Source organism: Variovorax sucrosi (genome assembly GCF_051216635.1).
Taxonomy (GTDB): Bacteria; Pseudomonadota; Gammaproteobacteria; order Burkholderiales; family Burkholderiaceae_C; genus Variovorax.
The window spans coordinates 317883-344189 of record NZ_JBPJZU010000003.1; the positions used below are offsets into that span (position 1 = coordinate 317883).

The 26307-nt window shown below is 68.2% G+C and carries 30 protein-coding genes; 14 read left to right on the plus strand and 16 right to left on the minus strand.

The window, feature by feature from the left end:
* The first annotated feature begins 25 nt into the window (after positions 1-25).
* The 4 genes from ACSFBE_RS07630 (at position 26) to ACSFBE_RS07645 (ending at position 2884) form a co-directional block, all read left to right on the plus strand.
* On the plus strand, positions 26-862 hold the full coding sequence (locus ACSFBE_RS07630; RefSeq protein WP_435489778.1) for a DUF6502 family protein: 837 nt from the start codon (positions 26-28) through the stop codon (positions 860-862).
* Positions 859-2217 (plus strand): DUF5666 domain-containing protein, encoded by a 1359-nt coding sequence (locus tag ACSFBE_RS07635; protein WP_435489779.1) that lies wholly within the window; start codon positions 859-861, stop codon positions 2215-2217. The genes ACSFBE_RS07630 and ACSFBE_RS07635 overlap by 4 nt, the downstream gene beginning before the upstream one ends.
* A gap of 155 nt (positions 2218-2372) precedes the next feature.
* Entirely contained in the window at positions 2373-2576 is a 204-nt protein-coding gene (locus tag ACSFBE_RS07640; RefSeq protein ID WP_435489780.1) for a hypothetical protein, read from the plus strand.
* Between the two features lie 59 nt (positions 2577-2635).
* The gene (locus ACSFBE_RS07645; protein WP_435489781.1) at positions 2636-2884 is read left to right on the plus strand and encodes a hypothetical protein; all 249 of its coding nucleotides are present in this window, start codon (positions 2636-2638) and stop codon (positions 2882-2884) included.
* Here the strand turns inward: ACSFBE_RS07645 and ACSFBE_RS07650 are convergent.
* Positions 2845-3423 carry a chemotaxis protein CheW gene (locus ACSFBE_RS07650; protein WP_435489782.1) on the minus strand — a complete coding sequence of 193 codons (579 nt, stop codon included), beginning with the start codon at positions 3421-3423 and terminating at the stop codon, positions 2845-2847. The two genes, ACSFBE_RS07645 and ACSFBE_RS07650, sit on opposite strands and share 40 nt — an antisense overlap.
* Before the next feature lie 137 nt (positions 3424-3560).
* On the minus strand, positions 3561-3749 hold the full coding sequence (locus ACSFBE_RS07655) for a hypothetical protein (protein WP_435489783.1): 189 nt from the start codon (positions 3747-3749) through the stop codon (positions 3561-3563).
* A gap of 326 nt (positions 3750-4075) precedes the next feature.
* Between ACSFBE_RS07655 and ACSFBE_RS07660 the strand changes: the two genes are divergently transcribed.
* The gene (locus ACSFBE_RS07660) at positions 4076-4201 is read left to right on the plus strand and encodes a hypothetical protein (RefSeq protein ID WP_435489784.1); all 126 of its coding nucleotides are present in this window, start codon (positions 4076-4078) and stop codon (positions 4199-4201) included.
* A gap of 24 nt (positions 4202-4225) precedes the next feature.
* Here the strand turns inward: ACSFBE_RS07660 and flhD are convergent, their stop codons facing one another.
* A complete protein-coding gene (gene flhD, locus ACSFBE_RS07665; RefSeq protein ID WP_435490000.1) occupies positions 4226-4537 on the minus strand; it encodes a flagellar transcriptional regulator FlhD in 312 nt (103 codons plus the stop codon).
* A gap of 400 nt (positions 4538-4937) precedes the next feature.
* Between flhD and ACSFBE_RS07670 the strand changes: the two genes are divergently transcribed.
* Positions 4938-5585, plus strand: coding sequence for a hypothetical protein (locus ACSFBE_RS07670; protein WP_435489785.1), 648 nt, complete (start codon positions 4938-4940; stop codon positions 5583-5585).
* Positions 5586-5629: 44 nt separating this feature from the next.
* On the opposite strand, the gene ACSFBE_RS07675 is transcribed toward ACSFBE_RS07670, so the two are convergent.
* From ACSFBE_RS07675 to nhaR, 3 genes are all read right to left on the minus strand, one after another.
* A complete protein-coding gene (locus ACSFBE_RS07675) occupies positions 5630-6385 on the minus strand; it encodes a hypothetical protein (protein WP_435489786.1) in 756 nt (251 codons plus the stop codon).
* A gap of 184 nt (positions 6386-6569) precedes the next feature.
* On the minus strand, positions 6570-7073 hold the full coding sequence (locus ACSFBE_RS07680) for a C40 family peptidase (RefSeq protein ID WP_435489787.1): 504 nt from the start codon (positions 7071-7073) through the stop codon (positions 6570-6572).
* A 35-nt stretch (positions 7074-7108) separates the two neighbouring features.
* Complete coding sequence (nhaR, locus tag ACSFBE_RS07685) at positions 7109-8005, minus strand: transcriptional activator NhaR (RefSeq protein ID WP_435489788.1); 897 nt, start codon at positions 8003-8005, stop codon at positions 7109-7111.
* A 119-nt stretch (positions 8006-8124) separates the two neighbouring features.
* Here nhaR and ACSFBE_RS07690 point away from each other — a divergent pair, with 119 nt between their 5' ends.
* Entirely contained in the window at positions 8125-8817 is a 693-nt protein-coding gene (locus ACSFBE_RS07690; RefSeq protein WP_435489789.1) for a Bax inhibitor-1/YccA family protein, read from the plus strand.
* 45 nt (positions 8818-8862) lie between these two features.
* Positions 8863-9405: an Rrf2 family transcriptional regulator gene (locus ACSFBE_RS07695; RefSeq protein ID WP_435489790.1), complete on the plus strand. Its 543-nt coding sequence runs from the start codon at positions 8863-8865 to the stop codon at positions 9403-9405.
* Here the strand turns inward: ACSFBE_RS07695 and ACSFBE_RS07700 are convergent.
* Positions 9402-10256, minus strand: coding sequence for an IclR family transcriptional regulator (locus tag ACSFBE_RS07700; protein ID WP_435489791.1), 855 nt, complete (start codon positions 10254-10256; stop codon positions 9402-9404). The two genes, ACSFBE_RS07695 and ACSFBE_RS07700, sit on opposite strands and share 4 nt — an antisense overlap.
* Positions 10257-10390: 134 nt before the next feature.
* On the opposite strand from ACSFBE_RS07700, the gene ACSFBE_RS07705 reads away from it, so the two are divergent.
* From ACSFBE_RS07705 to ACSFBE_RS07715, 3 genes are all read left to right on the plus strand, one after another.
* Positions 10391-11341, plus strand: a complete 951-nt coding sequence (locus ACSFBE_RS07705; RefSeq protein ID WP_435490001.1) for a Bug family tripartite tricarboxylate transporter substrate binding protein — start codon at positions 10391-10393, stop codon at positions 11339-11341.
* A 16-nt stretch (positions 11342-11357) separates the two neighbouring features.
* Positions 11358-13718 (plus strand): cytochrome P450/oxidoreductase, encoded by a 2361-nt coding sequence (locus tag ACSFBE_RS07710; RefSeq protein ID WP_435489792.1) that lies wholly within the window; start codon positions 11358-11360, stop codon positions 13716-13718.
* Positions 13719-13849: 131 nt separating this feature from the next.
* Complete coding sequence (locus ACSFBE_RS07715) at positions 13850-14296, plus strand: hypothetical protein (RefSeq protein ID WP_435489793.1); 447 nt, start codon at positions 13850-13852, stop codon at positions 14294-14296.
* A gap of 12 nt (positions 14297-14308) precedes the next feature.
* Here the strand turns inward: ACSFBE_RS07715 and ureG are convergent, their stop codons facing one another.
* The 8 genes from ureG to ACSFBE_RS07755 all read right to left on the minus strand — a co-directional run bounded on the left by ureG (position 14309) and on the right by ACSFBE_RS07755 (position 19836).
* Positions 14309-14959 (minus strand): urease accessory protein UreG, encoded by a 651-nt coding sequence (gene ureG / locus ACSFBE_RS07720; protein WP_435489794.1) that lies wholly within the window; start codon positions 14957-14959, stop codon positions 14309-14311.
* Between the two features lie 23 nt (positions 14960-14982).
* On the minus strand, positions 14983-15678 hold the full coding sequence (locus tag ACSFBE_RS07725; protein ID WP_435489795.1) for an urease accessory protein UreF: 696 nt from the start codon (positions 15676-15678) through the stop codon (positions 14983-14985).
* The gene (ureE, locus tag ACSFBE_RS07730; protein ID WP_435489796.1) at positions 15678-16262 is read right to left on the minus strand and encodes an urease accessory protein UreE; all 585 of its coding nucleotides are present in this window, start codon (positions 16260-16262) and stop codon (positions 15678-15680) included. Before ureE ends, ACSFBE_RS07725 begins: the two co-directional genes overlap by 1 nt.
* Before the next feature lie 73 nt (positions 16263-16335).
* Complete coding sequence (locus ACSFBE_RS07735; protein WP_435489797.1) at positions 16336-16815, minus strand: GNAT family N-acetyltransferase; 480 nt, start codon at positions 16813-16815, stop codon at positions 16336-16338.
* Positions 16816-16819: 4 nt separating this feature from the next.
* The gene (gene ureC / locus ACSFBE_RS07740; RefSeq protein WP_435489798.1) at positions 16820-18538 is read right to left on the minus strand and encodes an urease subunit alpha; all 1719 of its coding nucleotides are present in this window, start codon (positions 18536-18538) and stop codon (positions 16820-16822) included.
* Complete coding sequence (locus ACSFBE_RS07745; RefSeq protein ID WP_435489799.1) at positions 18539-18844, minus strand: urease subunit beta; 306 nt, start codon at positions 18842-18844, stop codon at positions 18539-18541.
* Positions 18845-18854: 10 nt separating this feature from the next.
* On the minus strand, positions 18855-19487 hold the full coding sequence (locus ACSFBE_RS07750; RefSeq protein WP_435489800.1) for a HupE/UreJ family protein: 633 nt from the start codon (positions 19485-19487) through the stop codon (positions 18855-18857).
* A 46-nt stretch (positions 19488-19533) separates the two neighbouring features.
* A complete protein-coding gene (locus tag ACSFBE_RS07755; RefSeq protein WP_435489801.1) occupies positions 19534-19836 on the minus strand; it encodes an urease subunit gamma in 303 nt (100 codons plus the stop codon).
* Positions 19837-19916: 80 nt separating this feature from the next.
* Here ACSFBE_RS07755 and ACSFBE_RS07760 point away from each other — a divergent pair, with 80 nt between their 5' ends.
* From ACSFBE_RS07760 to ACSFBE_RS07770, 3 genes are all read left to right on the plus strand, one after another.
* Entirely contained in the window at positions 19917-23507 is a 3591-nt protein-coding gene (locus tag ACSFBE_RS07760) for a hybrid sensor histidine kinase/response regulator (protein ID WP_435490002.1), read from the plus strand.
* Complete coding sequence (locus ACSFBE_RS07765) at positions 23504-24505, plus strand: response regulator (RefSeq protein ID WP_435489802.1); 1002 nt, start codon at positions 23504-23506, stop codon at positions 24503-24505. Before ACSFBE_RS07760 ends, ACSFBE_RS07765 begins: the two co-directional genes overlap by 4 nt.
* A 66-nt stretch (positions 24506-24571) precedes the next feature.
* Positions 24572-25273 (plus strand): hypothetical protein, encoded by a 702-nt coding sequence (locus ACSFBE_RS07770; protein WP_435489803.1) that lies wholly within the window; start codon positions 24572-24574, stop codon positions 25271-25273.
* 3 nt (positions 25274-25276) lie between these two features.
* Here ACSFBE_RS07770 and ACSFBE_RS07775 read toward each other — a convergent pair whose 3' ends face one another.
* Positions 25277-26266, minus strand: coding sequence for a Bug family tripartite tricarboxylate transporter substrate binding protein (locus tag ACSFBE_RS07775; RefSeq protein WP_435489804.1), 990 nt, complete (start codon positions 26264-26266; stop codon positions 25277-25279).
* Positions 26267-26307: the final 41 nt, after the last annotated feature.

Here is a 26307-nt window from a genome sequence, read left to right on the forward strand (position 1 = left end):
GCGGCTGTCTTCGCATCGGCATGGCATGACCCAGCAACGCACCCTGACGCTCGCCGCCTGCGGCCGGATCCTTCGTCCGATCGTTCGGCTGGCGCTCGCAATGGGCGTCAAGCATGCCGAACTGCAGGGCCTGCTGGTTGATCTCCTGCTCGACGAGGCGGGCCGGTCCTGGCACGCCCGGGGCATCCGCCCCAACATCAGCCAGCTCTCGGTCACCACCGGCCTCAACCGCAAGGCGGTCACCGCCCGGGTGAGGGCGCCTTCGGATGTACTGCCGGCCACCGAGTCTTCGCCGGCTGCGCGCACCCTCACCTTGTGGCTCCAGATGGTCGCCGACGACCCGGCGTTGCGCCGGCTGCCGGTGACGGTGGAGGGCAAGACACCGTCTTTCGAATCGATGGCGTGGTTGGCGAGCCGCGGCAATCTGCACCATCGCGCCATCCTGGACGAGCTGGTGCGACTGGGCATGGCCACCGAGCACGACGGCCAGGCCGAACTCCGGGCCGAGGGCTTCGTGCCGGCCAACGACCTGCGCGGCATGCTGGCCTATCTGGCTGACAACGGACGCGACCACCTCCAGAGCGCCGTGGCGAACGTGCTGCGCGAAGGGTCGCCGATGCTCGAACGTGCTGTCTACGCCGACGGGTTGAGTCTGGAAGACTGCGAAGCCATCCACCAGCTGGTGCGAAGGCGCTGGGGCCACCTGCACCATGAACTGGCCCACGAGATGCGGCAGGCGGTCGACCGTGGCGGCGACGCCGCGACCGGGCGCATCCGCGTGGGGATCTACACCTACTTCGAGGACGCGTCGCCCGATACCGCCGGCGTCGCGGTCCCCGAGCCGACGAGCGCACCGACATGAAGACCTTTCTGCAGCGGGCGTCGCTCGCCATCTCGATCGCCCTGCTCCTTTCCTGCGGCGGGGGCGGGGGCGGGGGCGGCGGCGGCGGCGACGGGGGGCTGTCGGCCACGTCGACGCAGGGAAGTGACGGCTTCTCGGGAGGCGCCACCCTCGACGGAGGTGGCTCGGGCGGCGGCGGCGGATCGTCGGCCAGCAGCAGCGCAGGCAGTAGCGACGGCGGCACGTCGACGGCGTCGGCCGGCGACAGCTCGGGCGTCGGCTCCGGCGGCACTGGCGCGTCGGCGTCGGCCGGCGATGCGGGCGATTCGGGCGATGCCGGGGTCGGCGGGGTCGGCGGCGTGGGCAGCATCATCGTGAACGGCGTGCGCTACGACACCGACAGCGCGCTGGTCCAGCTGCAGGACGCCAGCACGCTGCAGATAGGCATGACGGCGCGGGTGATCGGCCCGACCAATGCCGACTTCACGCTCGGCGTGGCCCAGCGGATCGACTCGGCGGCGGAACTGCGCGGCCGGCTGTCGGCGGTCGACCTGGGCACCGGCCGCTTCATCGTCGCCGGTCAGACCGTCCTCAGCGACGACGGGACCGTCTGGGGCGATGCGGCGGGCTTGTCGGCCGTGCCTGCCGGCACCATCGTCCAGGTCTGGGGCCTGCCGGCCGGCCCGGGCCGGCTGCGGGCGACGCGTGTCGAGCAACGGAGCACCGAGCTGCCGATCGTCACCGGAGCGCTGGAGCAGCTCGATCCGGTCCGGCGCAGCTTCGTGCTCGGCGGTCTCACGATCGACTATCGCGCGATTCCGGTGGCCCAGTTGCCCGGCGGTGTGGGCGACGGCGCGCTGGTCCGGGTGCGTGCCGCAGCGGCGCCGGCGGCCGGGGTGCTGAGCGCCACGTCGATCGAACGCTGGTATCCGGTCTCGTTGCGCGATGGCGTGCGCCGGGAGCTGGGCGGCGTGGTGACGGACTTCAGCGCGCTCGGCAGCTTCCGCTTGCTCGGTCTGCCCGTCGATGCCTCGGCCGCCCGAGTGACCGGCGGGCCGATGGCGTCGCTCGGCAACGGTGTGGAGGTCGAAGTCGCCGGCACCGTGTCGGGTGGTGTGCTGCGGGCGGCGACGCTGCGGATCAAGCAGATTCCCGGCACCGGCGGCCCATCGTCCTTCACACTGATCGGGCCTGTCGGGCGCTTCGTGTCGGTCGCCGATTTCCGCGTCAAAGGGCAACCGGTGGATGCGAGCGGTCCGACCGTCACCTTCGTGAATGGCACGGCCGCCTCGCTCCGCGAAGGCGTGTCGGTGACAGTGACCGGGGGGCAGGTAGTACGGGGTGTGCTCCTTGCAACGCGCGTTCAATTCGATTGAGAACGCCCGCCAAGTGCAGGGCCGCAAGGCGGTAAAAAGTCCCACGACGAGTCAACAATGTGTTGACCATCTTGTGACGGCAGGAAAGTGTAGGCACAATGTATTACATGACGCCTACATGCTCTCCCTCCTGGTCTTCCAAAGGACTGACTGCGGTGCTGCGCGACGCGCTGCCCGAGCACGAACTTCTGTCGGCCAACGCCTCCCAGGCACCCGCTGAAGATCTGTCCTTCGGGTTCGTCGACGACGCGACCGCCGCTGCCCACGCCAAACAGGCGCGCGTCGAACGCATGGGGCGACGCCTCAAGCAACTGGTGCAAGCGGCTGACGTGCCCTGCGCACCAGCGGTGGCAGCATAACGCTGCAAGCAGGCTCCGGAGCCTCCGGGGCAGCGCTCAACTTCCCGAGGAGCCCTCCCATGAAAACTCAAGCGGAAGCCGTTCGCGACGGCTACTCTGTCGACCTTTCCGGTCCTGGCCGTCCCCTGGGCGCGCGGGGCCAATATCCCCACTACGACTTGATCCCCCTGCTCACCGACATGGAGGCCGAACTCCTTCACACGCTGTCGCTGATCCGGGCGCTGCTCACCGAGGGCGCGGCCACCGAGGATTCGAAGCACGGGGTGGTTCAGGCCATCGACGGCCTGTTGTCCGTGGCACGCCACTGAACCGGGCCTTCGCCGCTTCTGGCTGCGTGCGCCCCTGCCAGCGAGCGGTCGGTGTCTGGCACCGTTGTGAAGGCGTCAAACGCATCGGCTGCGAGAATCCGGTCGAGGTGCAGCAGTCTGAGCGTGTCGTCGTCGGTGGTGCGAAGGTCCAGGGTGAGCGCGTCCGCGCTGGACGGGTGTTGCATCGGATCGCTCCAGCGCACCCCGAGCACACCGTCGGCAGTGAAGCACAGCAGGCGCGCATCCAGTGCCGCCACTACCACCACGGTGGGCGTCTTGTCGGCCACTGGCAGCGCCAGGGCGCGACGCAGGTCGATGCACGGCACCATCGCACCGCGCAGCTCGAGCCAGCGCTGCCGCTGTGGGGTCGGGCATCCCAGGCTCGCCACCGCGCCGTAGCCACGCAGTTCCTGCACTTGTCGCATGTCGATTCCGTAGGCCCGCTCGTCCAATCGGAACGCCAGGCATTCGGACGGCAACAGGGCGACGGCGTGTTGCCCTGGGCGGGACGCGTGCGTGGCAGGGAAGGCTGCTCTCATCAGGTTGTTGCTCCGGACAGATGAGAGGGCCGCGCCATCTCGCTTCTGTTTTATCGGCACTTCCGGCAAGAAGTTGAGCGCCGCCGGCTACTGGCCCGTGGTGACGCGTCCACGGGCGCCCGGACCGGCCCCCCCGGTCAACGCAGCAGAAAGGTGAGCACCAAGGCGCCGATCAGCACCAGTGCAATGATCGAGAGGTTGCGGCGCCAGCCGTCGCGGTACTGCTCGCGCTGCTCGAGGCGGCTGTGCAGGGTGAGGGCGTCGAGCCGCGACGGCACGGTGTCGGGTTCGTCGTCGTAGCGGCCCCGGGGAAAGAACTTGGACATTCGAATGGCTCAGCAGGCAGCCCTGCGCGCCAAAGGACACGCCGGGCAGTTCGTTGAATGCACGCCGCTTGCACGGCGCGGATAAGAATTCGATGACAAGCGTCACCGGCCCGGATTCTGTAACAACTCGGCAAGAATGTAGTTCTTAGGTTTGCATTTTCGACGGTGATTGCTCGTTTTCGTGAATTTCTGCACGTTTGAAGTGCGTGGCGACCATGAAGTGAGAGGTCTTCCAGCCGCTGATGGCGCGATGCGTCCGGCCCTCTGCGTGGGATGCTTCGAACGCGCCGCCACGCCGCATCGCTCACCCTCCGGAGTCCCGCCCCATGAACACCAGCCACGCCTCGTTGCAGCCTCAGGATCCGTTCGCCGCCAAGCTCGGCCGCTATGTGATCCGCGTGGGTGTCGCGCTGACCGTCGTGTTGGTCGCCGCGTCTTTCGTGCGAGGTTGAGGTCAGGCGCCGCCAGCGCGACGGTCAAACGAAGCGGACGGCGGTCTCGCGCATCTGGCGCGCAGCCATCAGGATTGACATGTGCGCTTGCTGCAAGCCGCTGCTCTTGTCGTCGGCGGCCACCGTCAGCATCGGCTTGTTCTCCAGCCGGAAGCTGCACAGCAGCAGGTTCGACGCCGCCAGCTTGACGATCTGCGAGAGGGACATGCTGCCCAGCAGGTCGGCCAGTTCGCGGCCGATGCCGAGCCGGAACATCGCGGCCGCCTTGTCCTGCTTCACCAGCTTCTGGGCCAGCAGCATGTAGGCCAGATTGATGTCGCCGATCTCCTTGTGCATGTCAGCCACGGCACCGTCGTTGCTCGATTCGATATCCACTTGAAAACTCCGTTGTTGGATCACTTGAAGTAAGTAGACCATGGGAGTTTTACATTTGTTAACCATCTGGTAAGCACTCCGGCAAAGCGTGCGAAACAGCACGTTCTCCGTCAGTTTGGTCCTACAAGTTCGCGCCTGGGCTGCCGAAAAGTAGTGCATACGGGTTACGTCTTCGCACAATTGTGTAACCGGTTTCAATCTTTAGCCAAGCCAGGCGCATGGTTTTATCGATGCAGAAGTAGTCGTTCGCAGTGCCGGCGCGCCAAGTTGCTGTCGACCGGTCTGCTTTGCTTGCGGCCCCGCGCGGTTGGGCCGACGTGCGGTCACTGCAAACGTCCGATAGCGAATCACAATCAAACGCATGAGGCATGACATGAGAAGCGATTTTCAATTGGTAGCAGGGCTGTGGATCTGTCCGGAGCTGTCCGAGCCGATGGCGTGGTGCGGCCGGGTGCGGCACCGCGTCGACCACGACGCCATCGACTACGGGGCGCTGGGCGACTTCCTCGAACGTCACTTCTATTGCGGTGAGCCGGTGGCGCTGCGGATGCCGAACGACACCGTCGATCACGTCACCGTGCATCCTCGGCTGCGGAGCGCACAGCCCGAGTCGGCGAAATGCAACGACTTCGCAGAGCAACTGCTCCATGCGGCAGGGGACGACCAGAGCCCGATTCCGGTGCGCCACGCCTGGGACGCCCTGCACCGCCACAAGGACCGGCGGCGCGCTCCGCCGCCGGTTCTGCTGATGTTCCTGATCGAAGGTACGTTCGAAGCCGTGACGATCTGGCACGCCCAGGCGTCGATGCGGCTGGGCATCCGCGCGGCCGATCTCAGCGTGCTCCTGTCGGGCGAGATGAAGGACAGCGACCACGCCGGGCAGCTCACCGACGAATTGGCCGCAGAGCTCGAACGCCAGTTCGGTGTGCCGTATCAGCGCGGTTGCATGCTGGCGAAGATGGTCTCCACACCGCCGCCGGCGTGGGCCACGGGGTCGGCTGAGAGCTGAGCCCTTCGGTCGCGGCGTGCGCCTGCGAGCGACTCCCGGCCCTGCTATCGCTGCGCCAGGGAGTAGGCCTTCAGCACGCTGGCAGCCGACTCCACCGCAGCGACGTGCTGTCGAACATGCTGGCTGACGGTGGTGAGCAACTCGTACTCCCCGCACACCAGCCTCCGCGCGGAGCCCGGTGCGCCGTCCGTCAGGTCCTGCGGGAAGGCGATGCTCCAGTAGGGCCAGTCCGCCGGCAGCAGGTCGATGTCGTAGGCCTCGGCCAGCGCATAGGCGGCGATGGCGGTCGCTTCCAGGAAGCCGTGATCGGGTTGCGCCAGCGGCACATCCACCCGCGCCACGAAGCTCAAGGCGAAGACGACCCGGGCCTCGATGTCGAGCCGCCGGTCGACGATCTCCATGGCCAGGGCCCGCGGTGCCGAGCACTGCGCGCCGGAGAGCCGTTGGCCGCAAATGGCGTGCACTACACCGTCCTCCTGCACGACCAGCAGCTTTTCCGGCGCGTTCCCGGGCGTCCCGGCGTATGCGGCCAGGACGTCGCCCAGTCGGCTCCGGCGGTTGGCGTCGCAGTAGAGCCGTGAGGGCGCATGGCCGAAGCGCAGCAACGCCAGGTGCGCGGCGTCCTCGATGGACGTGGGGCCGGTGCGCCGGGTGAGCCGCTTCAGTGTGCTGTCGGCGTCGCGCAGCACGCGCTCGACCGCGCTGAGCGGCTGGCCCGTCATCGCCGCGAGGGCGGCTGCGAGGGGATGGGGTTCTCCCGCAACATCACGAATGATGGGGTGAAGTGAAGGTGCGTTCATCGGGTCGAAAGTGCGAAGGCGCCGGCCATCGGGGCAGGCGGTGGACGTGCATGTCTGTGTGGCCTTGTGTCGGCATCAAGGCTAACGCGAAGAGGGTGCGTTCAAACGTCCGAATAGACAGCACATCGCCTCTGCCAACGCTCGATGGCCAAACGCCGCGCGCGGCGTCCCCGGCCCAGTCGCCTCAGGGGCGGCGCACGGCCAGCGCCTGTCGCGACCAGTACGGTCCGCTGAGCGTGTCGAGCCGCACATCGCCGCCGGACGACGGCGCGTGCACGAACTGGCCGTTGCCGACGTAGATGCCGGCATGCGTCGGGCGGCCTCCGCCGAAGAGCACCAGATCGCCGGTGCGCAGTTCGCGGGTGTCGATCGGCTGCCCGAAGCCGGCGAGCTGTGCCACCGTGCGCGGTGGCGAGACACCTGCGCTGGTGCGGTAGACGTAGCTGATGAGGCCGCTGCAATCGAAGCCGCCATCGATCGTGTTGCCGCCGTAGCGGTAGGGCGTGCCGACCAGGCCCAGTGCGTGGATCGCGATGTCCTGCGCCTGGGTGGGCGACAGCGCGCGGTAGCTGATGGGCGCCGGCTGCCGCGGCGGCGGCGGCCCGCTCGCGCAGCCGGCCAGGGCCAGGCCAGCACTGAAAATGAAGAGGCGAAGAAGCACCGACGGCGGCGTGCGGCAGGAGACCATGGGCGGATGGTAAGCCGCAGCGCCTGGCGCCGGAGTCACTTGCGCGGGAACTGCACCCGCGCCGCGCGCGTGATGGCCGCCAGGCAGGGGTGCGTGATGCGTCGTTCCACCGAGATGCCGAAGAATTCCTCGACCAGTTCCGAGGCGCGCCCCACCACCTCGACGCCGTACTGCACGCAGGTTTCCTCTTCCAGCACCGTGGGCGACATGAAGACGCCGCGGCCTTCGCCGCCGAAGGCTTTAAGCAATGCGGCATCGTCGAACTCGCCGATCAAGCGGGGGCGCAGGGCGTGCTCGGCCAGCCAGAGGTCCAGCCGCTGGCGCATGGCCGAGCCCGAGCCCTGGATCAGCATCGGCGCGCCGTCCAGGCACTGCGGAAAGGGCTGCGTCAACGTCTGGCGGAGTGCAGGCGCGGCGAAGAAGCTCATGCCGGTGATGCCCAGCGTGTGATTGAAGGCCTTCACGCTGGTCTGCTTGCCCATCGGCTCGTTGGCGATCACCAGGTCGAGCCGCTGCACCGACAGTTGGCCCAGCAGATCGCGGAAGTGGCCTTCGTGGCAGATCAGCCGCACGGGTTCCGACACGGAGAGCGCCGGCTCCAGCAGGCGGTAGGCCATCGCCTTGGGCACCGCATCCGCGATGCCGACGCGGAAGTGCAGGGTGCGCCCGCCGCCGCGCTTGTTGCCGACGGCCGCTTCGAGCTCGGCGCCGAGCGTGAAGATCTGCTCCGCATAGCTCAGCGCGGTACGGCCTTCGGCCGTGAGTTCGACGCCGCGCCCGTGCTTCTGGAACAGGTGGCAGCCCATCGATTCCTCCAGCAGCTTGATCTGGGTCGACAGGGTCTGCGGCGTGATGTGCAACTGTTCGCCGGCGCGCACGATGCCGCCCGCCTTGGCGGCCGCCCAGAAGTAATAGAGGTGCTTGAAATTCATGGTTCAGCCTTGATACTAAGCTTTAAGCGAAGTAATGATGCCGAAAATTCTACTTTTCTCGAAGGCTCGATAGGCCTACAGTCCACTTCGACTCTTTCCCTTTCCATCAAGGACATAACATGAACGAGACCCTCTCCAGCTACGGCGCCCATGGCGCCCTGGCCACCCCGGCGCAGCGCAACCAGGTGCTGCGCAACACCTACTGGCTACTCGCCCTGTCGATGGTGCCCACGGTGCTGGGCGCCTGGGTCGGCGTCGCCACGGGTATCACCCGCGCCATGTCGCCCGGCATCGGCATGGTTGTCTTCCTGGCCGGCGCCTTCGGGTTCATGTTCGCCATCGAGAAGACGAAGAACTCGGCCGCCGGCGTGCCGGTGCTGTTGGCCTTCACCTTCTTCATGGGGCTGATGCTCTCGCGTCTGGTGGGCTCGGTGCTCGGCCTGACCAACGGTGCTGGACTGATCATGACGGCCTTCGCCGGCACCGGCGCGGTGTTCCTGGGCATGGCCACGCTGTCGTCGGTGATCAAGCGCGACCTCTCGTCCATGGGCAAGTGGCTCTTCATCGGCGCCATCCTGCTGCTGGTTGCGGGCATCGCGAACTTCTTCATCCAGTCGAGCGCGCTGATGATCACGTTGTCCGTGCTGGCCATCGGCATCTTCTCGGCCTTCATCCTGCATGACCTCAAGCGCGTGAAGGACGGCTACGAAACCAACTACATCAGCGCCACGCTGGGCGTGTACCTGAGCCTCTACAACGTCTTCCAGTCGCTGTTGATGCTGCTGGGCATCGGCGGCAGCCGCGAAGAGTAAGCCGCGCTTCCATCCATCGACCCCGCGCCAGAAAGGAACAACACCATGCGCCTCAGTACCAAGGGCCGCCTTGCGGTCGTTGCCATGATCGACGTCGCCCTGCATCGCAAGATGGGCCCGATCTCTCTGGCTGTCTTGAGCCGTCGTCAGCGCATCTCGCTGTCGTACCTCGAGCAGATGTTCGCCGACCTGCGGCGCCATGGCCTGGTCTCGTCGACCCGCGGCCCGGGCGGCGGCTACGGCCTGGGCCGCGACGCCGCGTCGATCACCGTCGCCGATATCCTGTTCGCGGTCGATGGCCCGGCGGACGACGCCGGTGCCAAGAGCCGCACGAAGGCCGCAGACGACGCCCAGCGTTGCGCCACGCCCGAACTGTGGGATTCGCTCAGCCGCAAGGTCGTCGAGTTCCTGGACTCGGTGAATCTGCAGAAGCTGGTCGAGGACCAGATCGCGCTGGGCGTGCAGCTGCATTCGCAGGAAGAGCCCGCGGCCAAGCGCCCCGAGCCGCTGCGCGCGGCCGTCAAGCCATCGCGCCCCAACGCGCCCAACTCGGTGTTCGAGCTGGCGCGCTTCGGCATCGTCGGCTAGGCGCCGGCGCCCGTCGACGCCGCGGTGCCGTGCCCGAGCAGAGCACTGGCCGCCGCGGCTTCGCGCCGCACCGCCGCGGCGATCGGCCCCCCTGCCGATGGGTCGAAACCGCCGCTGGCCCCCAGCGCGGTGAGCACGGCGCAGACGCGACCGTTGTAGTCGTAAACCGGCGCGGCCACCGCGCTGATGCCGCGCAGGTAGGTGTCCTGCACCGGCGCGCACCGGGCGGCCAGGATCTCCGAACGCAGTACGCCCAGCGGGTCCTCGGGATCGAGCTGGCGGCGCAGTTCGGCGGGTGCCGCCATCAGTTCCTCTTCCGCCATCGCACGCACGCGCGATTCGTCCAGGAAGCCCAGGAACGCCCGGCCCGTGGCCGACCACAGCATCGACAGCACCGACCCGACCCGCACGTTCACCGTCACCGGCAGGCCGGGCTCCTCGAAGCGCACGATGGTCGGCCCCTTGTTGCCCATCACCGCCACGAAGCAGGTCACCTCCAGCGCTTCGCGCAGGCGGATCAGCGCTGGCTCCGCCACGCGGATCGGGTCGGCCTGCCGCATGGCGGCCAAGCCGATCTGGATCGCCTCGGCGCCGAGGTGGTAGTGCTGCGAGCCGCTGTCCTGCACGACGAGCGCCTCTTCCACCAGGCTCGCCAGGTAGCGGTGGACCTTGGCGGGGCTCTCGCCGACGTGGGCCGACAGCGCCGTCAGGCTCGCACGGCCACCGAGGCGCGCCAGACCCTTGAGCACCGCCATGCCCATTTCGGCGGATTGCACGCGCTGGCGCCTTTCGCGGTCGCGCGGGGGTGCGGGGTCGAAGGGCAGGGCGGCGGGTTTCTTCGTAGTCGGCATCGGACGAACGGGTGGCATCAGGGTTGGCACGGAGGCTCGAATTACGCACTGCGTACTACGATTACGCAAGAGTTCTTCCCCCAAGACCGTACAACGCCGAAAGAGACACGATGAAGAAATACCTCGCCTGCGCCATGCTTGCCCTGCCGCTGTGGGCGGCCACCCATGCCGTTGCTCAGCCCGCCACGTTTCCCGCCAAGCCGATCCGCTGGATCGTGCCGTACGCGGCCGGCGGTGGTTCCGACTTCCTCGCACGCACCATTGGCCAGACGCTGTCGACGCAGGTCGGCCAACCGGTGCTGGTGGACAACAAGCCGGGTGGCAACACGGCGCTGGCCGCGGCCGAAACGGCGCGCGCGCCGGCCGATGGCTACACGGTGCTGTCGGCCGACAACGGCACGATGGTGTTCAACCCCGCGCTCTACAAGTCGCTCAGCTACAGCCCGACGAAGGACCTCGCGCCGGTCGCGCTGATGGGCCGCTTCCCGATGATCCTGGTGGTGGGCGCCAACAGCGGCATCGCCAGCGCGCAGGACTTCATCGCGCAGGCGCGCGCCAAGCCCGGCAGCATGAACTACGCATCGGCCGGCGCGGGCAGCCCGCACCACCTGGCAATGGAACTGCTGAAGGTCCAGTCGAAGGTGTTCATGGTCCACGTGCCCTACCGCGGCGCAGCGCCCGCGCTGGCCGACGTGGCCGGCGGCCAGGTGCCGGCGATGATGGTCGACATGGCTGCGGGCGCCGGCTTCATCAAGGGCGGCAAGGTCAAGGCGCTGGCCGTGGCCAACGCCACGCGCCTGCCGCAGCTGCCCGACGTGCCGACCTTCGCCGAACTCGGCATCAAGAATGTCGAAGCTGCCGCGCTGGTCGGCATGGTGGTGCCGGCCGCCACGCCGCCGGACGTCATCAATGCGCTGAACAAGTCCGTGGTCGCGGCCATCAACGAGCCGGGCGTGCGCAAGCGCCTGATCGACTTCGGTGTCGAGCCCGTGGGCAACACGCCGGCGCAGTTCGCCGAACTGCTGCGCAACGAGACGACGCGCTGGCAGAAGCTGATCACCGATCTCAAGATCACCCTGGATTGAGGACGGAGCAAACGGCATGACGACGGTCACCGACCCTCGCGCCCCGGCGGCCACGGGCTGCCCGGTGGACCATCGCGCGCTGTCCGCGCCGGCGGCGCCCAACGGTTGCCCCGTCAGCCATCGCGCCGCTGCCTTCGACCCCTTCGAGGACGGCTATCAGCAGGACCCGCCCGACTACGTGCGCTGGGCGCGCGAGCAGGAGCCGACCTTCTACAGCCCGAAGCTCGGCTACTGGGTCGTCACGCGCTACGAGAGCATCAAGGCGATCTTCCGCGACCACCACACTTTCAGTCCCTCGATCGCGCTGGAGAAGATCACGCCGACCGGCCCCGAAGCCAACGCGGTGCTCGCGTCGTACGGCTTCGCGCTCAATCGCACGCTGGTCAACGAAGACGAGCCGGCGCACATGCCGCGCCGCCGTGCGTTGATGGACCCGTTCACGCCCGCCGAACTCGAGCACCACGCGCCGATGGTGCGTGCGCTGGCCCGTGAATACGTCGACCGCTTCATCGACGACGGCCGCGCCGACCTGGTCGACCAGATGCTGTGGGAAGTGCCGCTCACCGTCGCGCTGCATTTCCTCGGCGTGCCCGAAGAAGACATGGACACGCTGCGCGAGTATTCGATCGCGCACACGGTCAACACCTGGGGCCGGCCCAAGCCGGAAGAGCAGGTCGCCGTGGCGCATGCGGTCGGCAACTTCTGGCAGTTCGCCGGGAAGGTGCTCGACAAGATGCGGCAGAACCCCGAGGCAGCGGGCTGGATGCAATACGGCATCCGCAAGCAGCGCGAGCAGCCCGAGGTCGTGACCGACTCCTACCTGCACTCGATGATGATGGCCGGCATCGTCGCCGCGCACGAGACCACCGCCAATGCCACCGCCAATGCGATGAAGCTGCTGCTGCAGCACCCCAGCGTGTGGCGCGAGATCTGCGAAGACCCGAGCCTGATTCCCAACGCGGTGGAAGAGTGCCTGCGCCACAACGGCTCGGTGGCGGCCTGGCGGCGCCTGGCGACGAAGGACGTGCAGATCGACGGCGTCGACATCCCGGCCGGCTCGAAGCTGCTGATCGTCACGTCATCGGCCAACCACGACGACCGGCACTTCGCCGATGCCGACCTGTTCGACATCCGCCGCGACAACGCAAGCGACCACCTGACCTTCGGCTACGGCGCGCACCAGTGCATGGGCAAGAACCTCGCGCGCATGGAGATGCAGATCTTTCTGGAGGAGTTCACCCGGCGACTGCCGCACATGCGGCTGGCCGAGCAGCGCTTCAGCTACGTGCCGAACACGTCCTTTCGCGGGCCGGAGCATCTGTGGGTCGAATGGGACCCGCGGCGCAACCCCGAGCGAACGCGTCGTGGAGTGCGCGACGTGGAGGTACCAACGCCCGTGCGCATCGGCGAACCGTCGCGCCATGCGATCACGCGGCCGGTGGTGGTGGAAAGCATCACGCCAGTGGCCGACGGCATCGTCCAACTGCGGCTGGTCGCGCCCGATGGCCGCGCGCTGCCGCGCTGGGCGCCGGGCTCGCACATCGACCTCGAATGCGGCTCGCCGGACCGGTCGCGCCAGTACTCCTTGTGCGGCGACCCGGCCGATACCAACGCCTTCGAGATCGCCGTGCTGTGCGAACCTGACGGCCGCGGCGGCTCGGCCTGGATCCACGCGAACGTGCGCGTCGGCGACCGGCTCAAAATCCGTGGCCCGCGCAACCACTTTCGCCTCGACGAGGAGCGCCACCAAGTGATCTTCATCGCTGGCGGCATCGGCATCACGCCCGTCAGCGCGATGGCGCGTCGTGCGCAGGTGTTGGGCATGGACTACGAACTGCACTACAGCGGTCGCCGGCGCTCGGCGATGCCCTTCATCGACGAACTGGGCGCGCTGCACGGCGATCGGCTCCATCTGCACATCGGCGAGGAGGGCGGCCGAAACGATCTCGCCGCATTGCTCGCCACGCCGCAGGCCGGCACGCAGATCTACGCCTGCGGCCCGGTACGCATGCTGCAGGCGCTCGAAGCGGGCTGCGCCTACTGGCCCGAAGACACGCTGCGCGTCGAGCACTTCGAATCCACCCTCGGTGCGCTCGACCCGTCGAAGGAGCACGCCTTCGAGGTCGAGCTGAAGGACTCGGGCATCGTCCTCACGGTGCCGGCCGACCAGACCCTGCTGACCGCTTTGCGCGCCGCCAACATCGACGTTCAGAGCGACTGCGAGGAGGGCCTGTGCGGCTCGTGCGAGGTGCGGGTGCTGGCCGGCGAGGTCGACCACCGCGACGTGGTGCTCACACGCGCCGAGCGCGACGCGAACCAGAAGATGATGACCTGCTGCTCACGCGCCCGCGGCCAGCGGATCGTGCTCGAACTGTGAGCTTCGGCAACAGCGGCTGAACTTCGTGCGGCCTGGCCGGTCACATCTGGCTCGCGCTACGCTTGCCGCCCATGTTTCCGTTTCGACGTTCCTTTGCTCTCGGCGCTGCGGCGCTTTTCATCTCTGGTGCCGTGTCCGCGCAGTCGCTGCCGCCCGGCGTGCAACTGGGCATGAGCCCCGCGGAACTGCAGGCCGCGCTGCCCGATGCGCAACGCGTGGCCCGGCCGCAGCGCCTGGCCGGCGGGCTGGCCGGCACCTGGCGTGGCGCGTCGATGGCCATTGCCGGACTCGGCTTCGAGCCGACGTTCTATTTCGCCGGTGCTCAATTGCGGCGCGTCGAATGGGCAGCCGTAGCCGACGCGCAGCCGGACCGCGGTGCCGCAGCTTTCGATGAATTGCTCGCCTGGGGCCGCGGCCGCTTCGGCAGCGAGATGGCATCGCGCGACCCCGGCAGCCGCTATGCCGCCTGGGTCGCCGGCGACACCGATGTCTACGCGCAACTCGTGGATGGCGAGCGCGGGGCCAGCGTGCGCCTGGTCTACAAGGCGCGCCAGCTCAGGGACGCGAGCGAACTCTGAGACGACTGCGGATCAGTCTTCCTTCAACATCCCGCGCTCTTCGATGAAGGCCACGACCTGGGCCAGGCCAGTGTTGGTCTTCAGGTTGGTCATCACGTAGGGGCGCTGCTTGCGCATGCGCTGCGTGTCGGCTTCCATCACGCCCAGGTCTGCGCCCACGTAGGGTGCGAGGTCGGTCTTGTTGATGATGAAGAGGTCGCTCTTGGTGATGCCGGGGCCGCCCTTGCGTGGGATCTTCTCGCCCGCGGCCACGTCGATCACGTAGATGGTGAGGTCGCTCAACTCGGGGCTGAAGGTCGCGGCCAGGTTGTCGCCGCCGCTTTCCACGAACACGATGTCGGCGTCGGGATGTTCGACCAGCATGCGGTCGATGGCTTCGAGGTTGATCGAGCAGTCTTCGCGGATCGCGGTGTGCGGGCAACCGCCCGTTTCCACACCCATGATGCGCTCGGCCGGCAACGCGCCCGAGACGGTCAGCAGGCGCTGGTCTTCCTTCGTGTAAATGTCGTTGGTGATGGCGATGAGGTCGTACTTGTCGCGCATCGCCTTGCAGAGCATCTCCAGCAGCGTGGTCTTGCCGGAGCCGACCGGCCCGCCGATGCCGACGCGCAGGGGCGGCAGTTTCTTGGTGCGGTTGGCGATGTGGTGCAGGGGGGAAGCCATGGTGCGTCTCGTTCTGAAAAAGGTCAGCTTCTGAAGAGCCGGGAATACTGGGTTTCGTGCCGCGCCGAATGAATGGCGAGCATTGGTGAGAAGGCCTGGCGCTCGTCGCCGTCGAGCGCGATGGCGCGGTCGACGGCGGCGGGGATCTCTGCCGACAGGCGGCGCAGCATGCGCTGGCCGGCGCTCTGGCCAAGCGGCACCGACTTCACTGCGGCGCCGATCATGTTCTCGGCCCAGCCGAAGGCGAAGGCCAGGCAGCCGTCGCGCACGCTGGCCTGCGTGCGGCTGGCCGCGAAGGCGAAGGCCACCGGGTAGGTGATGGTGATGGCCAACCCCTCGAACTGCGCGGCGACGTCGTCATGGTGCAGCTTCAGCCACTCGACGAAGGAGCGACCCATCTGCTCGGTCTGCAGGAGGAATTCAGTGGACTCGCGCGTCTGCAGCACCCAGGCGTTGAGCGCCGCGATGCGCTCGGCATCGGCATTGCGCCACGCGGCGATCGAATGCGCCACCACCGGCAGGTCGCCGCGCGCGAGGCCCAGGTGCAGCTGGTCGACGATCCAGTCGGAGGCGCGTGCCTCGCTGTCGATGCCACCCCACTCGACGCCCGCTTCGATGCCTTCGGAGTACGAGAAGCCACCGATCGGCAGGGCCGGCGAGGCCAGCCAGATCAGCTGCAGGAGGGCGGCGGCGGGCATTGCGCCCGCGGTGTCGGTCATCAATGCGCGTGGTCGTGACCGTGCGAATGGTCGTGCGCACCGCCGTAGGCGTCCGGGTGCAGCACCGGACCGACCGGTGCCGCGTCATGCGAATGGCCATGACCGTGATCGTGCCCATGGCCGCCGCCATGCGCACCGTAGGCGCCGCCCTCCGGCTCGAAGGCCTCGTCGGCTTCGCGCACGATCAGGTGCATCGAGCGCAGCATGGCGGCCAGCACGTGGTCGGGTTCGATCTTCAGGTGGTCGGGCTTGAGCTCGATCGGCACATGCCGGTTGCCCAGGTGGTAGGCCGCGCGCGTCAGGTCGAAGGCCGTGCCGTGCTGCGTGCAGTGCGTGATGACCAGCACAGGCTGTGGCGCCGCGGTCACCTTGATCAGCGAGCCGTCTTCCGCCACCAGCACGTCACCACCGCGCACGGCCGTGCCACGCGGCAGGAACACGCCGATGCGGCGGCCCTGCGAATCGACCGTGTCGAAGCGGCTCTTCTGGCGCACGTCCCAGTCGAGTTCGACGGTGGCGGCACGCTTGAGCAGCACGGCGGCGAGGCCGCCGCCCTGGGGCATGAGTTTGTTGGCGTTGAGCATGGAAGACTTCAGAGGGCGGCGATGTTCACCGGTGGAGCGCTGCGGTGCAGAGATGACGTATTGTCGATCGCGATCAAAGCACACGCGTCATGAAGCGGCTGTTCGGATCGTCGGTGTAGGCGCCAAAAGGCGCACACGCTTCAAAGCCATGTTTTTCATACAGCGCATGCGCAGGTGAAAAGAAGGGCTGGCTGCCTGTCTCCAGGCTCAGCCGCGCATGGCCCTGCGCCCGCGCTTCGGCAATCACATGCGCCAACATCCTGCCCGCGATGCCCTGGCCGCGCAGCGAGCCGGCCGTGCGCATCGACTTGAGCTCGGCGTGCCCCTCGTCGAGGCGCTTCAGGGCGGCCGTCGCGACCAGCGCCTCGCCCGTCGGTGCATCGATCCACCCGGTCCAGAACCGGATGTCCGGCTGGCGCAGACCCTCCAGATCCAGCGCATGCACGCTCTCGGGCGGTGAGACACGACGCATATCGACCAGGTGTTCCTCGAGAAACGCGGCGATGCGCGGGTCTTGCAGTGCGTCGAGGCGAATGCGCAGGTCTGTCGGCATCGAGTCAGAACAGGAAATACCGCTGCGTCATCGGCAGCGAGGTCGCCGGCTCGCACACCAGCAGATGCCCATCGGCGCGCACCGCATAGGTCTGCGCGTCGATCTCCATCCTGGGCGTGTAGGCGTTGTGCACCATGTGCTGCTTGCGCACGCCGCGGATGTTCTTCACCGCCGACAGCGTCTTGTTCAGCCCGTAACGTTCACCGATGCCGGCATTCAAGCCCGCCTGCGAGACGAAGGTGAGCGAGCTCCGATGCAGCGAGCCGCCGTACGCGCCGAACATCGGCCGGTAGTGCACCGGCTGCGGCGTCGGGATCGATGCGTTCGGGTCGCCCATGGCCGCCATCGCGATGGTGCCGCCCTTGATGATGGTGAAGGGCTTCACGCCGAAGAAGGCGGGCTTCCACACCACCAGATCGGCCCACTTGCCGACCTCGATGCTGCCCACCTCGTGCGCGATGCCGTGCGCGATGGCCGGGTTGATCGTGTACTTCGAGACGTAGCGCTTGGCGCGGAAGTTGTCGTTGCGTGCACTGTCTTCCGGCAGCGTGCCGCGTTGGCCCTTCATCTTGTGCGCCGTCTGCCAGGTGCGGATGATGACCTCGCCCACGCGGCCCATGGCCTGGGAGTCGGAGCTGAACATGCTGATCGCGCCCAGATCGTGCAGGATGTCTTCGGCCGCGATGGTTTCCTTGCGGATGCGCGACTCGGCGAAGGCCAGGTCTTCCGCGATGCCGGCGTCGAGGTGGTGGCACACCATGAGCATGTCGACGTGTTCGTCGAGCGTGTTCACCGTGTAGGGCATCGTCGGGTTGGTCGACGAGGGCAGGAAGTTGTCTTCGCCCACCACGCGCAGGATGTCGGGTGCGTGTCCTCCCCCCGCGCCTTCGGTGTGGAAGGCACAGATGCCGCGACCCTTCACGGCCGCGATGGTGTTCTCGACGAAGCCCGATTCGTTCAACGTGTCGGAATGGATCGCCACCTGCGTGTCGGTGGCGTCGGCCACGTCCAGGCAGTTGCTGATGGCCGCGGGCGTGGTGCCCCAGTCCTCGTGCAGCTTGAGGCCGATCACGCCGGCGTCGATCTGCTCGTGCAGCGCGTCCGGCAGGCTGGCATTGCCCTTGCCGAGGAAGCCCAGGTTCATCGGAAACGCGTCGGCCGCCTGCAGCATGCGCTCGATGTGCCAGGGACCGGGCGTGCAGGTCGTGGCGAAGGTGCCGGTGGCGGGGCCGGTGCCGCCACCGAGCATCGTGGTCACGCCCGAGGTCAGCGCCTCTTCGATCTGCTGCGGCGCGATGAAGTGGATGTGGCTGTCGATGCCGCCCGCGGTGACGATGTTGCCTTCACAGCTGATCACCTCGGTGCCCGGGCCGATGACGATGTCGACGCCCGGCTGCACGTCGGGGTTGCCGGCCTTGCCGATGGCGACGATGCGCCCGCCCTTCAACCCGATGTCGGCCTTCACGATGCCCCAGTGGTCGAGGATCAGCGCGTTGGTCATCACCGTGTCGACGGCCCCTTCGGCGCGCATCCGCTGCGATTGCGCCATGCCGTCGCGAATCGTCTTGCCGCCGCCGAACTTCACTTCTTCGCCGTAGCCGCCGGCGCGCAGCGTGTAGTCGGCCTCGACCTCGATCACCAGGTCGGTGTCGGCCAGGCGCACGCGGTCGCCCACGGTCGGGCCGAAGATTTCGGCGTAGGCACGCCGTCCGATGGTCGCCATTTAGAGCTTTCCTTGAACGAGGCCGCGAAAGCCGTAGACCACCCGGTCGCCGGCGAAGTCGCACAGTTCCACGGTGCGCTGCTGTCCGGGTTCGAAGCGCACCGCTGTGCCCGACGCGATGTTCAGCCGCATGCCGTGCGCCGCTTCGCGGTCGAAGCCCAGGGCACCGTTGGTTTCGGCGAAGTGGTAGTGCGAGCCGACCTGGATCGGCCGGTCGGCGGTGTTCTGCACGACCATCGTGAGCGTGCGGCGGCCGGGGTTGAGGGTGTGCTCACCCTCGTCGGTGAAGAGTTCGCCGGGGATCATGGCGATGGCCTCAAGCGAGCTGGGTGAGCAGGGCTGCGCCGAACAGCGCGACCGCCGCACCGGCCACGCGCGAGAACCACGTGCGCCAGCCGCTGCGCTGGCGCAGCGCCCAGCCGATGGCGATGCCGCCGGCATGCAGCAGCGCGGTGGCGAGCACCATGCCGGCGATCGCGAAGCCCGCCCCCTGGGCGCCCGCCAGTTCATGGCCGTGAGCCACGCCGTGGAAGACCGCGAAGGCGCCGACCACCGCCGCAGCGACGGGGCCGTGCAGGCGCAGCCGCGTGACGACCAGCAGGCCGATCACCAGCAGCGACACGGCGATCATCGGTTCGGCCGCCGGCACCTGCACACCCGCCAGGCCGACCGCCGCACCGACCAGCAGCATCGCCGCGAAGCCGACGGGCGCCCACAGCACGTCGCGGGCGCGGCGCGCGATCAGTGCGCTCCACAGGCCGACGGCGACCATCGCGGCCAGGTGGTCCATGCCGGTGAACGGATGCAGGAAGCCTTGCGCGAAACCGATGTCGTGGTGCGCCGCACCGTCCGCGCCGACGTGGGCCGAGGCCAGCAGCGGCAGCGCGCCGAGGGCGACTGCGGCCAGGGAGGGCAGCAGTGCTGCGAAAAAGGAACGCGTCAGGCGCATGAAGGTCTCCGCTCGGGAAGGGTGAAGAAGGGCGGTGAAAAGGGAGTCAGACGATCGGCTGGTGCACGGTGACCAGCTTGGTGCCGTCGGGGAAGGTGGCCTCGATCTGGATGTCCGGGATCATCTCGGGCACGCCGTCCATCACGTCGGCCCGGGTCAGCACGCTGCGGCCTTCGCTCATCAGCGCGGCCACGCTCTTGCCGTCACGCGCCCCTTCCATCACGGCGGCGGAAATGAGCGCGATCGCTTCGGGGTAGTTGAGCTTCAGGCCGCGGGCCTGGCGGCGCTCGGCCAGCAGCGCTGCCGTGAAGATCAGTAGCTTGTCTTTTTCACGCGGTGTGAGTTCCATGGGCGGTCGGGGGGTGCAGGAAGAGGCCCGATTATGGGCAGCTGTTCCGCCGATGCAACACTCGTGCCGTGGCACAGAACCTGCACCGAAACGGTGTGAACGACGCCGCCACGCCCCCCTTGCCCGACGACGCGCCGCAGCGCATCGTCAAGGTCCGGCGCGACTACAACAGTTGGGTGGCCCGCGAGACGCTGGAGGATTACGCACTGCGCTACACGCCGCAGCGTTTCCGCAAGATGTCGGAATGGCGGGTGGCCAACACGGCCTTCGGTGGCGCGGCGTCCTTCCTCATCCTCGAGGCGGTCGGTGCCACGCTGCTGGTGCAGTACGGCTTCATCAATGCCTTCTGGGCGGTGTTGGTCACCGGCCTGATCATCTTCCTGGCCGGCCTGCCGATCAGCACCTACGCCGCGCGCTACGGCGTCGACATGGACCTGCTCACCCGCGGTGCCGGCTTCGGCTACATCGGCTCGACGCTCACCTCGCTGATCTACGCGTCCTTCACCTTCATCTTCTTCGCGCTCGAGGCCGCCGTGATGGCCTATGCGCTCGAGCTGGCGCTGGGCATTCCGCCGGCCTGGGGCTACCTCATCTGCGCGCTGGTGGTGATCCCGCTGGTGACGCATGGCGTGTCGGCGATCAGCCGGCTCCAGATGTGGACCCAGCCCATCTGGCTGCTGATGCTGGTCGTGCCCTTCGGCTATGTATTGGTGCGCGACCCTGGTGCGTTTGCGGGTCTGACGCACTACGACGGCGCCTCGGCGCGGTCGACGGGCTTCAATTTGCACCTGTTCGGTGCTGCGCTGACTGTCGGCATCGCACTCATCACGCAGTTGGGCGAACAGGCCGACTACCTGCGCTTCATGCCCGCGCTCACCCCGGCCAACCGCAAGCGCTGGTGGGGCGGGGTGCTGATGGGCGGCCCGGGCTGGGTCGTGATGGGCGTGCTCAAGATGGTGGGCGGGATGATGCTGGCCTACCTCGCCATCGGCCACATGGTGCCGCCGGAGCGCGCGGTCGACCCGAACCAGATGTACCTGGCGGCCTTCGAGTACGTCTTTCCGAACTACGGATGGGCGGTCGCGGCCACGGCGATCTTCGTCGTCATCTCGCAGCTGAAAATCAACGTGACCAACGCCTACGCCGGCTCGCTGGCCTGGAGCAATTTCTTCTCGCGCGTGACGCACAGCCACCCGGGCCGGGTGGTGTGGGTGGTGTTCAACGCGCTCATCGCCTTCATGCTGATGGAGATGAACGTGTTCGAGGCGCTGGGCGACGTGCTGGGCCTCTACGCCAACATCGCCATCGCCTGGATGATGGCGGTGGTGGCCGACCTGGTCATCAACAAGCCGCTGGGCCTGTCGCCGCCGGGCATCGAGTTCAAGCGCGCGCACCTGTGGGACATCAACCCGGTCGGCGTCGGCGCGATGGCGTTGGCGTCGGTGCTGTCGATCACGGCGCACCTGGGCGTGTTCGGGCCGCTGGCGCAGGCCTTCTCGGCGCTCATCGCCATGGGTACGGCGCTGATCACCGCGCCGATCATCGCCTGGGCCACGCGTGGCAAGTACTACCTGGCCCGCGGCCCGGTGCAGCGCACCGCCGACGCCGGTGCGAAGGGCATCCACTGGATCCAGTTCGAACCCGACGCCGGCCCCTACCAGCGACTGCAGGTGCAGCGCTGCGTGATCTGCGAGCGCGAGTACGAAGGCCCGGACATGGCGCACTGCCCCGCCTACCAGGGCGCGATCTGCTCGCTGTGCTGCACGCTCGACGCGCGCTGCGGCGACCTGTGCAAGCCACAGGCGAGCCTGTCGACGCAGTGGTCAGGCGCGCTGCGCTGGTTGATGCCACGCCGCGTGTGGCCGTACCTCGACACCGGGCTCGGCCACTTCCTGCTGCTCACGCTCGTCATCGTGCCGCTGCTGGCCACGGTCTTCGGCGTGCTCTACCAGCAGGAGCTGCGTGCATTGGGCGAAGGTGCGCTGGGCCTGATGCCCTCAGGCGAGGTGGCCACGGCCGTGATGAGGGCGCAGCAGGCTTCGCTCAAGTCGGGTTTCCTGAAGAGTTATATGGCGCTTCTGCTGATCGCCGGCATCGTCGCCTGGTGGCTGGTGCTGGCGCACCAGAGCCGCAAGGTGGCGCAGGAAGAATCGAACCGGCAGACGCGGCTGCTGATGCGCGAGATCGAACTGCACAAGGAAACCGACCGCGCGCTGCAGGCCGCCAAGCAGAGCGCCGACATCGCGCGCGAACAGGCCGACCATGCCAACCAGGCCAAGAGCCGCTACATCAGCGCCATCAGCCACGAACTGCGCACGCCGCTCAATTCCATCCTCGGCTATGCGCAGTTGATGGGCGAAGACGCCACCGTGCCGCCGCACCGCCAGCAGGCCGTGGCCGTCATCAAGCGCGGCGGCGAGCACCTGTTGTCGCTCATCGAGGGCACGCTGGACATCGCCCACATCGAGGCCGGCAAGCTCACGCTGCATGCGCGGCCGATGCCCTTCGCCGAGGCGATGCGCGAGCTGGCCGACATGTTCGAGCTGCAGGCCGCCGAGAAGGGGCTGGCCTTCCGCTTCGACGCGGCGGGCGACGTGCCGGAGGTGGTGCGCGCCGACGAGAAGCGGGTGCGGCAGATCCTGATCAATCTGCTGGGCAACGCCATCAAGTTCACCGCAGCAGGCACCGTCACGCTGCGGCTGCGCTACGCGCGCGAGTTCGCCACGCTCGAGGTCGAGGACACCGGCCCCGGCATGTCGGCCGACGAGATCGACCGCATCTTCGAGCCCTTCGCGCGGGGCGACGCCGCCGGTGTGAGCACACGCGCGGCGGCGCCCGGTGCCGGGCTGGGCCTGACCATCGCCAAGATGCTGACCGACCTGATGGGCGGCGAGATGTCGGTGCAGAGCACGCCCGGCGAGGGCTCGGTGTTCCGCGTGCGGCTGTTCCTGCCGCGCGTCCACGAAGTCGCTTTGACCGGACGCACGGCGGCGGTGCCCGCGGTGGCGGCGCGCCCACGTCGCGGCTACCCGGGGCCGCGCCTGCGCGTGCTGGTGGTCGACAACGAGGAGGCCGACCGCGAGCTGCTGGTCGACGTGCTGGTGCCGCTCGGCTTCGAACTGCGCACGGCGGCCAGCGGCCACGATGCGCTGGACCTCGTCGCGGCCGGCTTCCGGCCCGACGCGATGTTCGTCGACCTCGCGATGCCCGGCATCGACGGCTGGGAGACCATCCGCCGCGCACGCGGGTTCGACGCCGCGCTGGCGCCGCGCTGCGTGGCCATCGTCTCGGCCAACGCCTTCGACAAGCGCCTGGAGAACGATGTAGGCATCGCCCCAGAGGACTTCTTCGTCAAGCCGGTGCGCCACAGCGAACTGCTCGACTGGCTGGAGCGCCAACTGGCCATCCGATGGACCGACACCGCCGTTGCGCCGGCCGAGGCACCCGCGGCACCCGTCGCGCTCGTGCGCCCGTCGCCCCCGCATCTGCGCGCGCTGGGGGATGCGGTCGGCCTGGGTTACTTTCGCGGCATCATGAATCAGCTTGACGCCATTGACGCCGCCCAACCCGAATGCGCCGCCTGGACAGCCGCCCAGCGTGCGCTGGCGCGCCAGTTCCGTTTCGAGGCGATGGACTGCGGTACGGCCGCATCGCCGGAGGGCTCGGCATGAACGCTTCGACACCACCGCCGACCCGCGAATTCGCCCGCAACGCCGACCTGGTGCTGATCGTCGACGACGTGCCCGACAACCTCGCGGTGCTGCACGACGCGCTCGACGAATCCGGCTACACCGTGCTGGTCGCGACCAGCGGCGAGGCCGCGCTGGCCCGCGCCGCGCAGGCCCGGCCCGACATCGTGCTGCTCGACGCGATGATGCCGGGCATGGACGGCTTCGAGGTGGCGCGCCGCCTGAAGGCCGATGCCGCCACCGCGCACATCCCGATCGTCTTCATGACCGGCCTGACCGAGACCGAGCACCTGGTCGCCGCGCTGGAGGCCGGCGGCGTCGACTACGTCACCAAGCCGATCAAGCCGAAGGAAGTGCTGGCGCGCATGAACGTGCACCTGCAAGGCGCCCGCCGCGCACGGCAGGAGGCGCAGCAGGCCGGCCAGGCGCGCAACGCGCTCGACGCCTTCGGCTACGCCAGCATCACCGTGCGCCTGCCCGAGGGCCGCATCATCTGGCAGACCGCGCTGGCGCGCGAGATGCTGCAGCGCTACTGCGACACCGTCGCGCCGGCCACGCCGCCGGCGGTGCTCGACTGGCTGCGGCGCCACCTGCCCGACGTGCAGCGCGCGCAGACCGAACCGCCCGCCCTGTCCATCGTGCAGGGCGCGCGCACGCTCACCCTGCGCCTGCACCAGCAGACCGGCCATGACGACGGCGGCGATGACTGGCTGATCATCATGCGCGAGGTGTCCGACACCTCCGTCATCGAGGCGATGAGCCTGAGCCTGAAGCTCACCGCGCGCGAGGCCGAGGTGCTGTACTGGGTGGTCAAGGGCAAGACCAACCGCGACATCGGCGAGATCCTCGGCAGCAGCCCGGCGACGGTGAAGAAGCACCTCGAGCGGGTCTACGTGAAGCTCGGCGTCGAAACCCGCACGGCAGCCGCCGGCGTGGCGACCAAGCGCATCCGCGAGTTGCAGCCGCAGTTCGAGATCTGAGTGCGGTGTCATCGGCCCGGCATGCCGCGGCCCTAAAGTCGGGGCCTCCACGACCGATAACCCTTTATGAACTTCCGCTGCCGGGCTCCGCGATGGCCTGCTTTCGTCTGCGCCCTGCTCCTCGTCGCGGAGGCGGGTGCCGCTGGCCATTTCGACGTCGACGACCCCGGCACGCTAGACCCCGGTCAGTGTCAAATCGAGGCGTGGGCCGGCCGGCTGCGAAGCCCGGCGGGCCTGAACTTCCAGCATGTGGGCGGGGCCTGCGGCGTCGGCCCGGTAGAGCTGGGTTTCAACACCGACCGCGCCTCGCAGCCGGGCGCGGGCGCTGCCGTGTCGTCCGGTCCGCAGATCAAATGGAATTTCTGGGGCCGCGAGCCCGACGCGAGATGGAGCGCCGCCGCGTTGCTGGCCGCGAGCGTCGACCTGCGCCATGGCGGCCGCGCCGGAGGGCAGTTCCTCGTGCCGCTTGGCTGGCGTGCAAGCGATCGTCTGAACGTGCTGGTCAATGCCGGCGTCGACTGGACCACCGGAACCGGTGCGGCCACGGCCCGCGGCGGTGCTGCGCTGGAGTGGGCTTTGACCGATCAGCTCACGCTGATCGCGGAGCGCAACCGCGCCTTCGAACTGTGGACATCGCGCCTGGGCGCGCGCCTCACGGTGGCGCCGTTGACGACGATCGAGCTCAGCGCCTCGCGCAGCGGTCGCACCGGCGACGGCCGCCTGCGGGGCGTGGTGATTGGGCTGAACCGCGAGTTCTCGCGGCACTGAGGCCTATTCGACCTTCACGCCCGCGTCGTTGACCACCTTGGTCCACTTCGGCACCTCCTTCTGCAGCAGCTGGCCGAAGGCCTCGGGCGTGCTGGCCACCACTTCCACACCCTGGTCGCGGAATTGCTTGACGACGTCCGGGTCCTTGAGGATCGCGACGATGTCCTGGTTCGCCCGGTCGACGATCGGCTTGGGCACGCCGGCCGGCATCTGCATGCCGAACCACACCACCACCTCGTAGCCCGGCACGCCGGCTTCCTGCACCGTCGGCGTGTCGGGCAGCAGGCCGGCGCGGCTGGTGCCGGTCACGGCGATGGGCTTGAGCTTGGCCGCCTTGATCTGCTGCATCAAGTTGGGCACGTTGTCGAACAGCACGTCGATCTCGCCGCCGAGCATCGCCATCACCGCCGGCGCGCTGCCCTTGTAGGGCACGTGCGTCATCTTCGTGCCGGTCATGCTCATGAAGAGCTCCATCGACAGGTGGTTGGACGAGCCCGAGCCGGTCGAGCCGTAGTTCAGCTTGCCCGGGTTCTTCTTCGCGTAGTCGATCAGTTCCTTCAGGTTGGTCACGCCCGGCAGGTCGGGGCGGATCACCAAGGCGTTCTGCGTGTAGCCAGCCCACACCAGCGGCTGGAAATCGGTCAGCGCGCTGTACGGCAGCTTGGCGCCGTAGAGGGCCGGCAGCGCCGAGAAAGGCAGCGGCGTGATGAGGATGGTGTAGCCGTCGGCCGGCGCCTTGGCCGCGATGTTGTTGCCCAGCACGGTGTTGCCGCCGGGGCGGTTGTCGACCACCACCGACTGTTTCCAGAGCTTGCCGAGCCGGTCGCCCACCGTGCGCGCCAGCGTGTCGTTGAAGCCGCCCGGGGTGTACGGCACGATGATCCGCACCGACTTGCTCGGGTAGTCGTCGGCCAGGGCCGACGTGGCGCCCAAGGCCAGGCCGAGGCACAGCGGCGCTGCGAGGCGGCTGAGAGTTCGTTTCGTGAAAGGCATGTCTTGTCTCCGTTGGTTTTGTGGGGCACCCGTCGGGGTGG

Bases quoted from the DNA above. Each gene is read 5' to 3' on its own strand.
- ACSFBE_RS07630 (WP_435489778.1), top strand. From the start codon at position 26: ATGACCCAGCAACGCACCCTGACGCTCGCCGCCTGCGGCCGGATCCTT.
- ACSFBE_RS07635 (WP_435489779.1), top strand. From the start codon at position 859: ATGAAGACCTTTCTGCAGCGGGCGTCGCTCGCCATCTCGATCGCCCTG.
- ACSFBE_RS07645 (WP_435489781.1), top strand. From the start codon at position 2,636: ATGAAAACTCAAGCGGAAGCCGTTCGCGACGGCTACTCTGTCGACCTT.
- ACSFBE_RS07650 (WP_435489782.1), bottom strand. From the start codon at position 3,423: ATGAGAGCAGCCTTCCCTGCCACGCACGCGTCCCGCCCAGGGCAACAC.
- ACSFBE_RS07655 (WP_435489783.1), bottom strand. From the start codon at position 3,749: ATGTCCAAGTTCTTTCCCCGGGGCCGCTACGACGACGAACCCGACACC.
- ACSFBE_RS07660 (WP_435489784.1), top strand. From the start codon at position 4,076: ATGAACACCAGCCACGCCTCGTTGCAGCCTCAGGATCCGTTCGCCGCC.
- flhD (WP_435490000.1), bottom strand. From the start codon at position 4,537: ATGCACAAGGAGATCGGCGACATCAATCTGGCCTACATGCTGCTGGCC.
- ACSFBE_RS07670 (WP_435489785.1), top strand. From the start codon at position 4,938: ATGAGGCATGACATGAGAAGCGATTTTCAATTGGTAGCAGGGCTGTGG.
- ACSFBE_RS07675 (WP_435489786.1), bottom strand. From the start codon at position 6,385: ATGAACGCACCTTCACTTCACCCCATCATTCGTGATGTTGCGGGAGAA.
- ACSFBE_RS07680 (WP_435489787.1), bottom strand. From the start codon at position 7,073: ATGGTCTCCTGCCGCACGCCGCCGTCGGTGCTTCTTCGCCTCTTCATT.
- nhaR (WP_435489788.1), bottom strand. From the start codon at position 8,005: ATGAATTTCAAGCACCTCTATTACTTCTGGGCGGCCGCCAAGGCGGGC.
- ACSFBE_RS07690 (WP_435489789.1), top strand. From the start codon at position 8,125: ATGAACGAGACCCTCTCCAGCTACGGCGCCCATGGCGCCCTGGCCACC.
- ACSFBE_RS07695 (WP_435489790.1), top strand. From the start codon at position 8,863: ATGCGCCTCAGTACCAAGGGCCGCCTTGCGGTCGTTGCCATGATCGAC.
- ACSFBE_RS07700 (WP_435489791.1), bottom strand. From the start codon at position 10,256: ATGCCGACTACGAAGAAACCCGCCGCCCTGCCCTTCGACCCCGCACCC.
- ACSFBE_RS07705 (WP_435490001.1), top strand. From the start codon at position 10,391: ATGCTTGCCCTGCCGCTGTGGGCGGCCACCCATGCCGTTGCTCAGCCC.
- ACSFBE_RS07710 (WP_435489792.1), top strand. From the start codon at position 11,358: ATGACGACGGTCACCGACCCTCGCGCCCCGGCGGCCACGGGCTGCCCG.
- ureG (WP_435489794.1), bottom strand. From the start codon at position 14,959: ATGGCTTCCCCCCTGCACCACATCGCCAACCGCACCAAGAAACTGCCG.
- ACSFBE_RS07725 (WP_435489795.1), bottom strand. From the start codon at position 15,678: ATGACCGACACCGCGGGCGCAATGCCCGCCGCCGCCCTCCTGCAGCTG.
- ureE (WP_435489796.1), bottom strand. From the start codon at position 16,262: ATGCTCAACGCCAACAAACTCATGCCCCAGGGCGGCGGCCTCGCCGCC.
- ACSFBE_RS07735 (WP_435489797.1), bottom strand. From the start codon at position 16,815: ATGCCGACAGACCTGCGCATTCGCCTCGACGCACTGCAAGACCCGCGC.
- ureC (WP_435489798.1), bottom strand. From the start codon at position 18,538: ATGGCGACCATCGGACGGCGTGCCTACGCCGAAATCTTCGGCCCGACC.
- ACSFBE_RS07745 (WP_435489799.1), bottom strand. From the start codon at position 18,844: ATGATCCCCGGCGAACTCTTCACCGACGAGGGTGAGCACACCCTCAAC.
- ACSFBE_RS07750 (WP_435489800.1), bottom strand. From the start codon at position 19,487: ATGCGCCTGACGCGTTCCTTTTTCGCAGCACTGCTGCCCTCCCTGGCC.
- ACSFBE_RS07755 (WP_435489801.1), bottom strand. From the start codon at position 19,836: ATGGAACTCACACCGCGTGAAAAAGACAAGCTACTGATCTTCACGGCA.
- ACSFBE_RS07765 (WP_435489802.1), top strand. From the start codon at position 23,504: ATGAACGCTTCGACACCACCGCCGACCCGCGAATTCGCCCGCAACGCC.
- ACSFBE_RS07770 (WP_435489803.1), top strand. From the start codon at position 24,572: ATGAACTTCCGCTGCCGGGCTCCGCGATGGCCTGCTTTCGTCTGCGCC.
- ACSFBE_RS07775 (WP_435489804.1), bottom strand. From the start codon at position 26,266: ATGCCTTTCACGAAACGAACTCTCAGCCGCCTCGCAGCGCCGCTGTGC.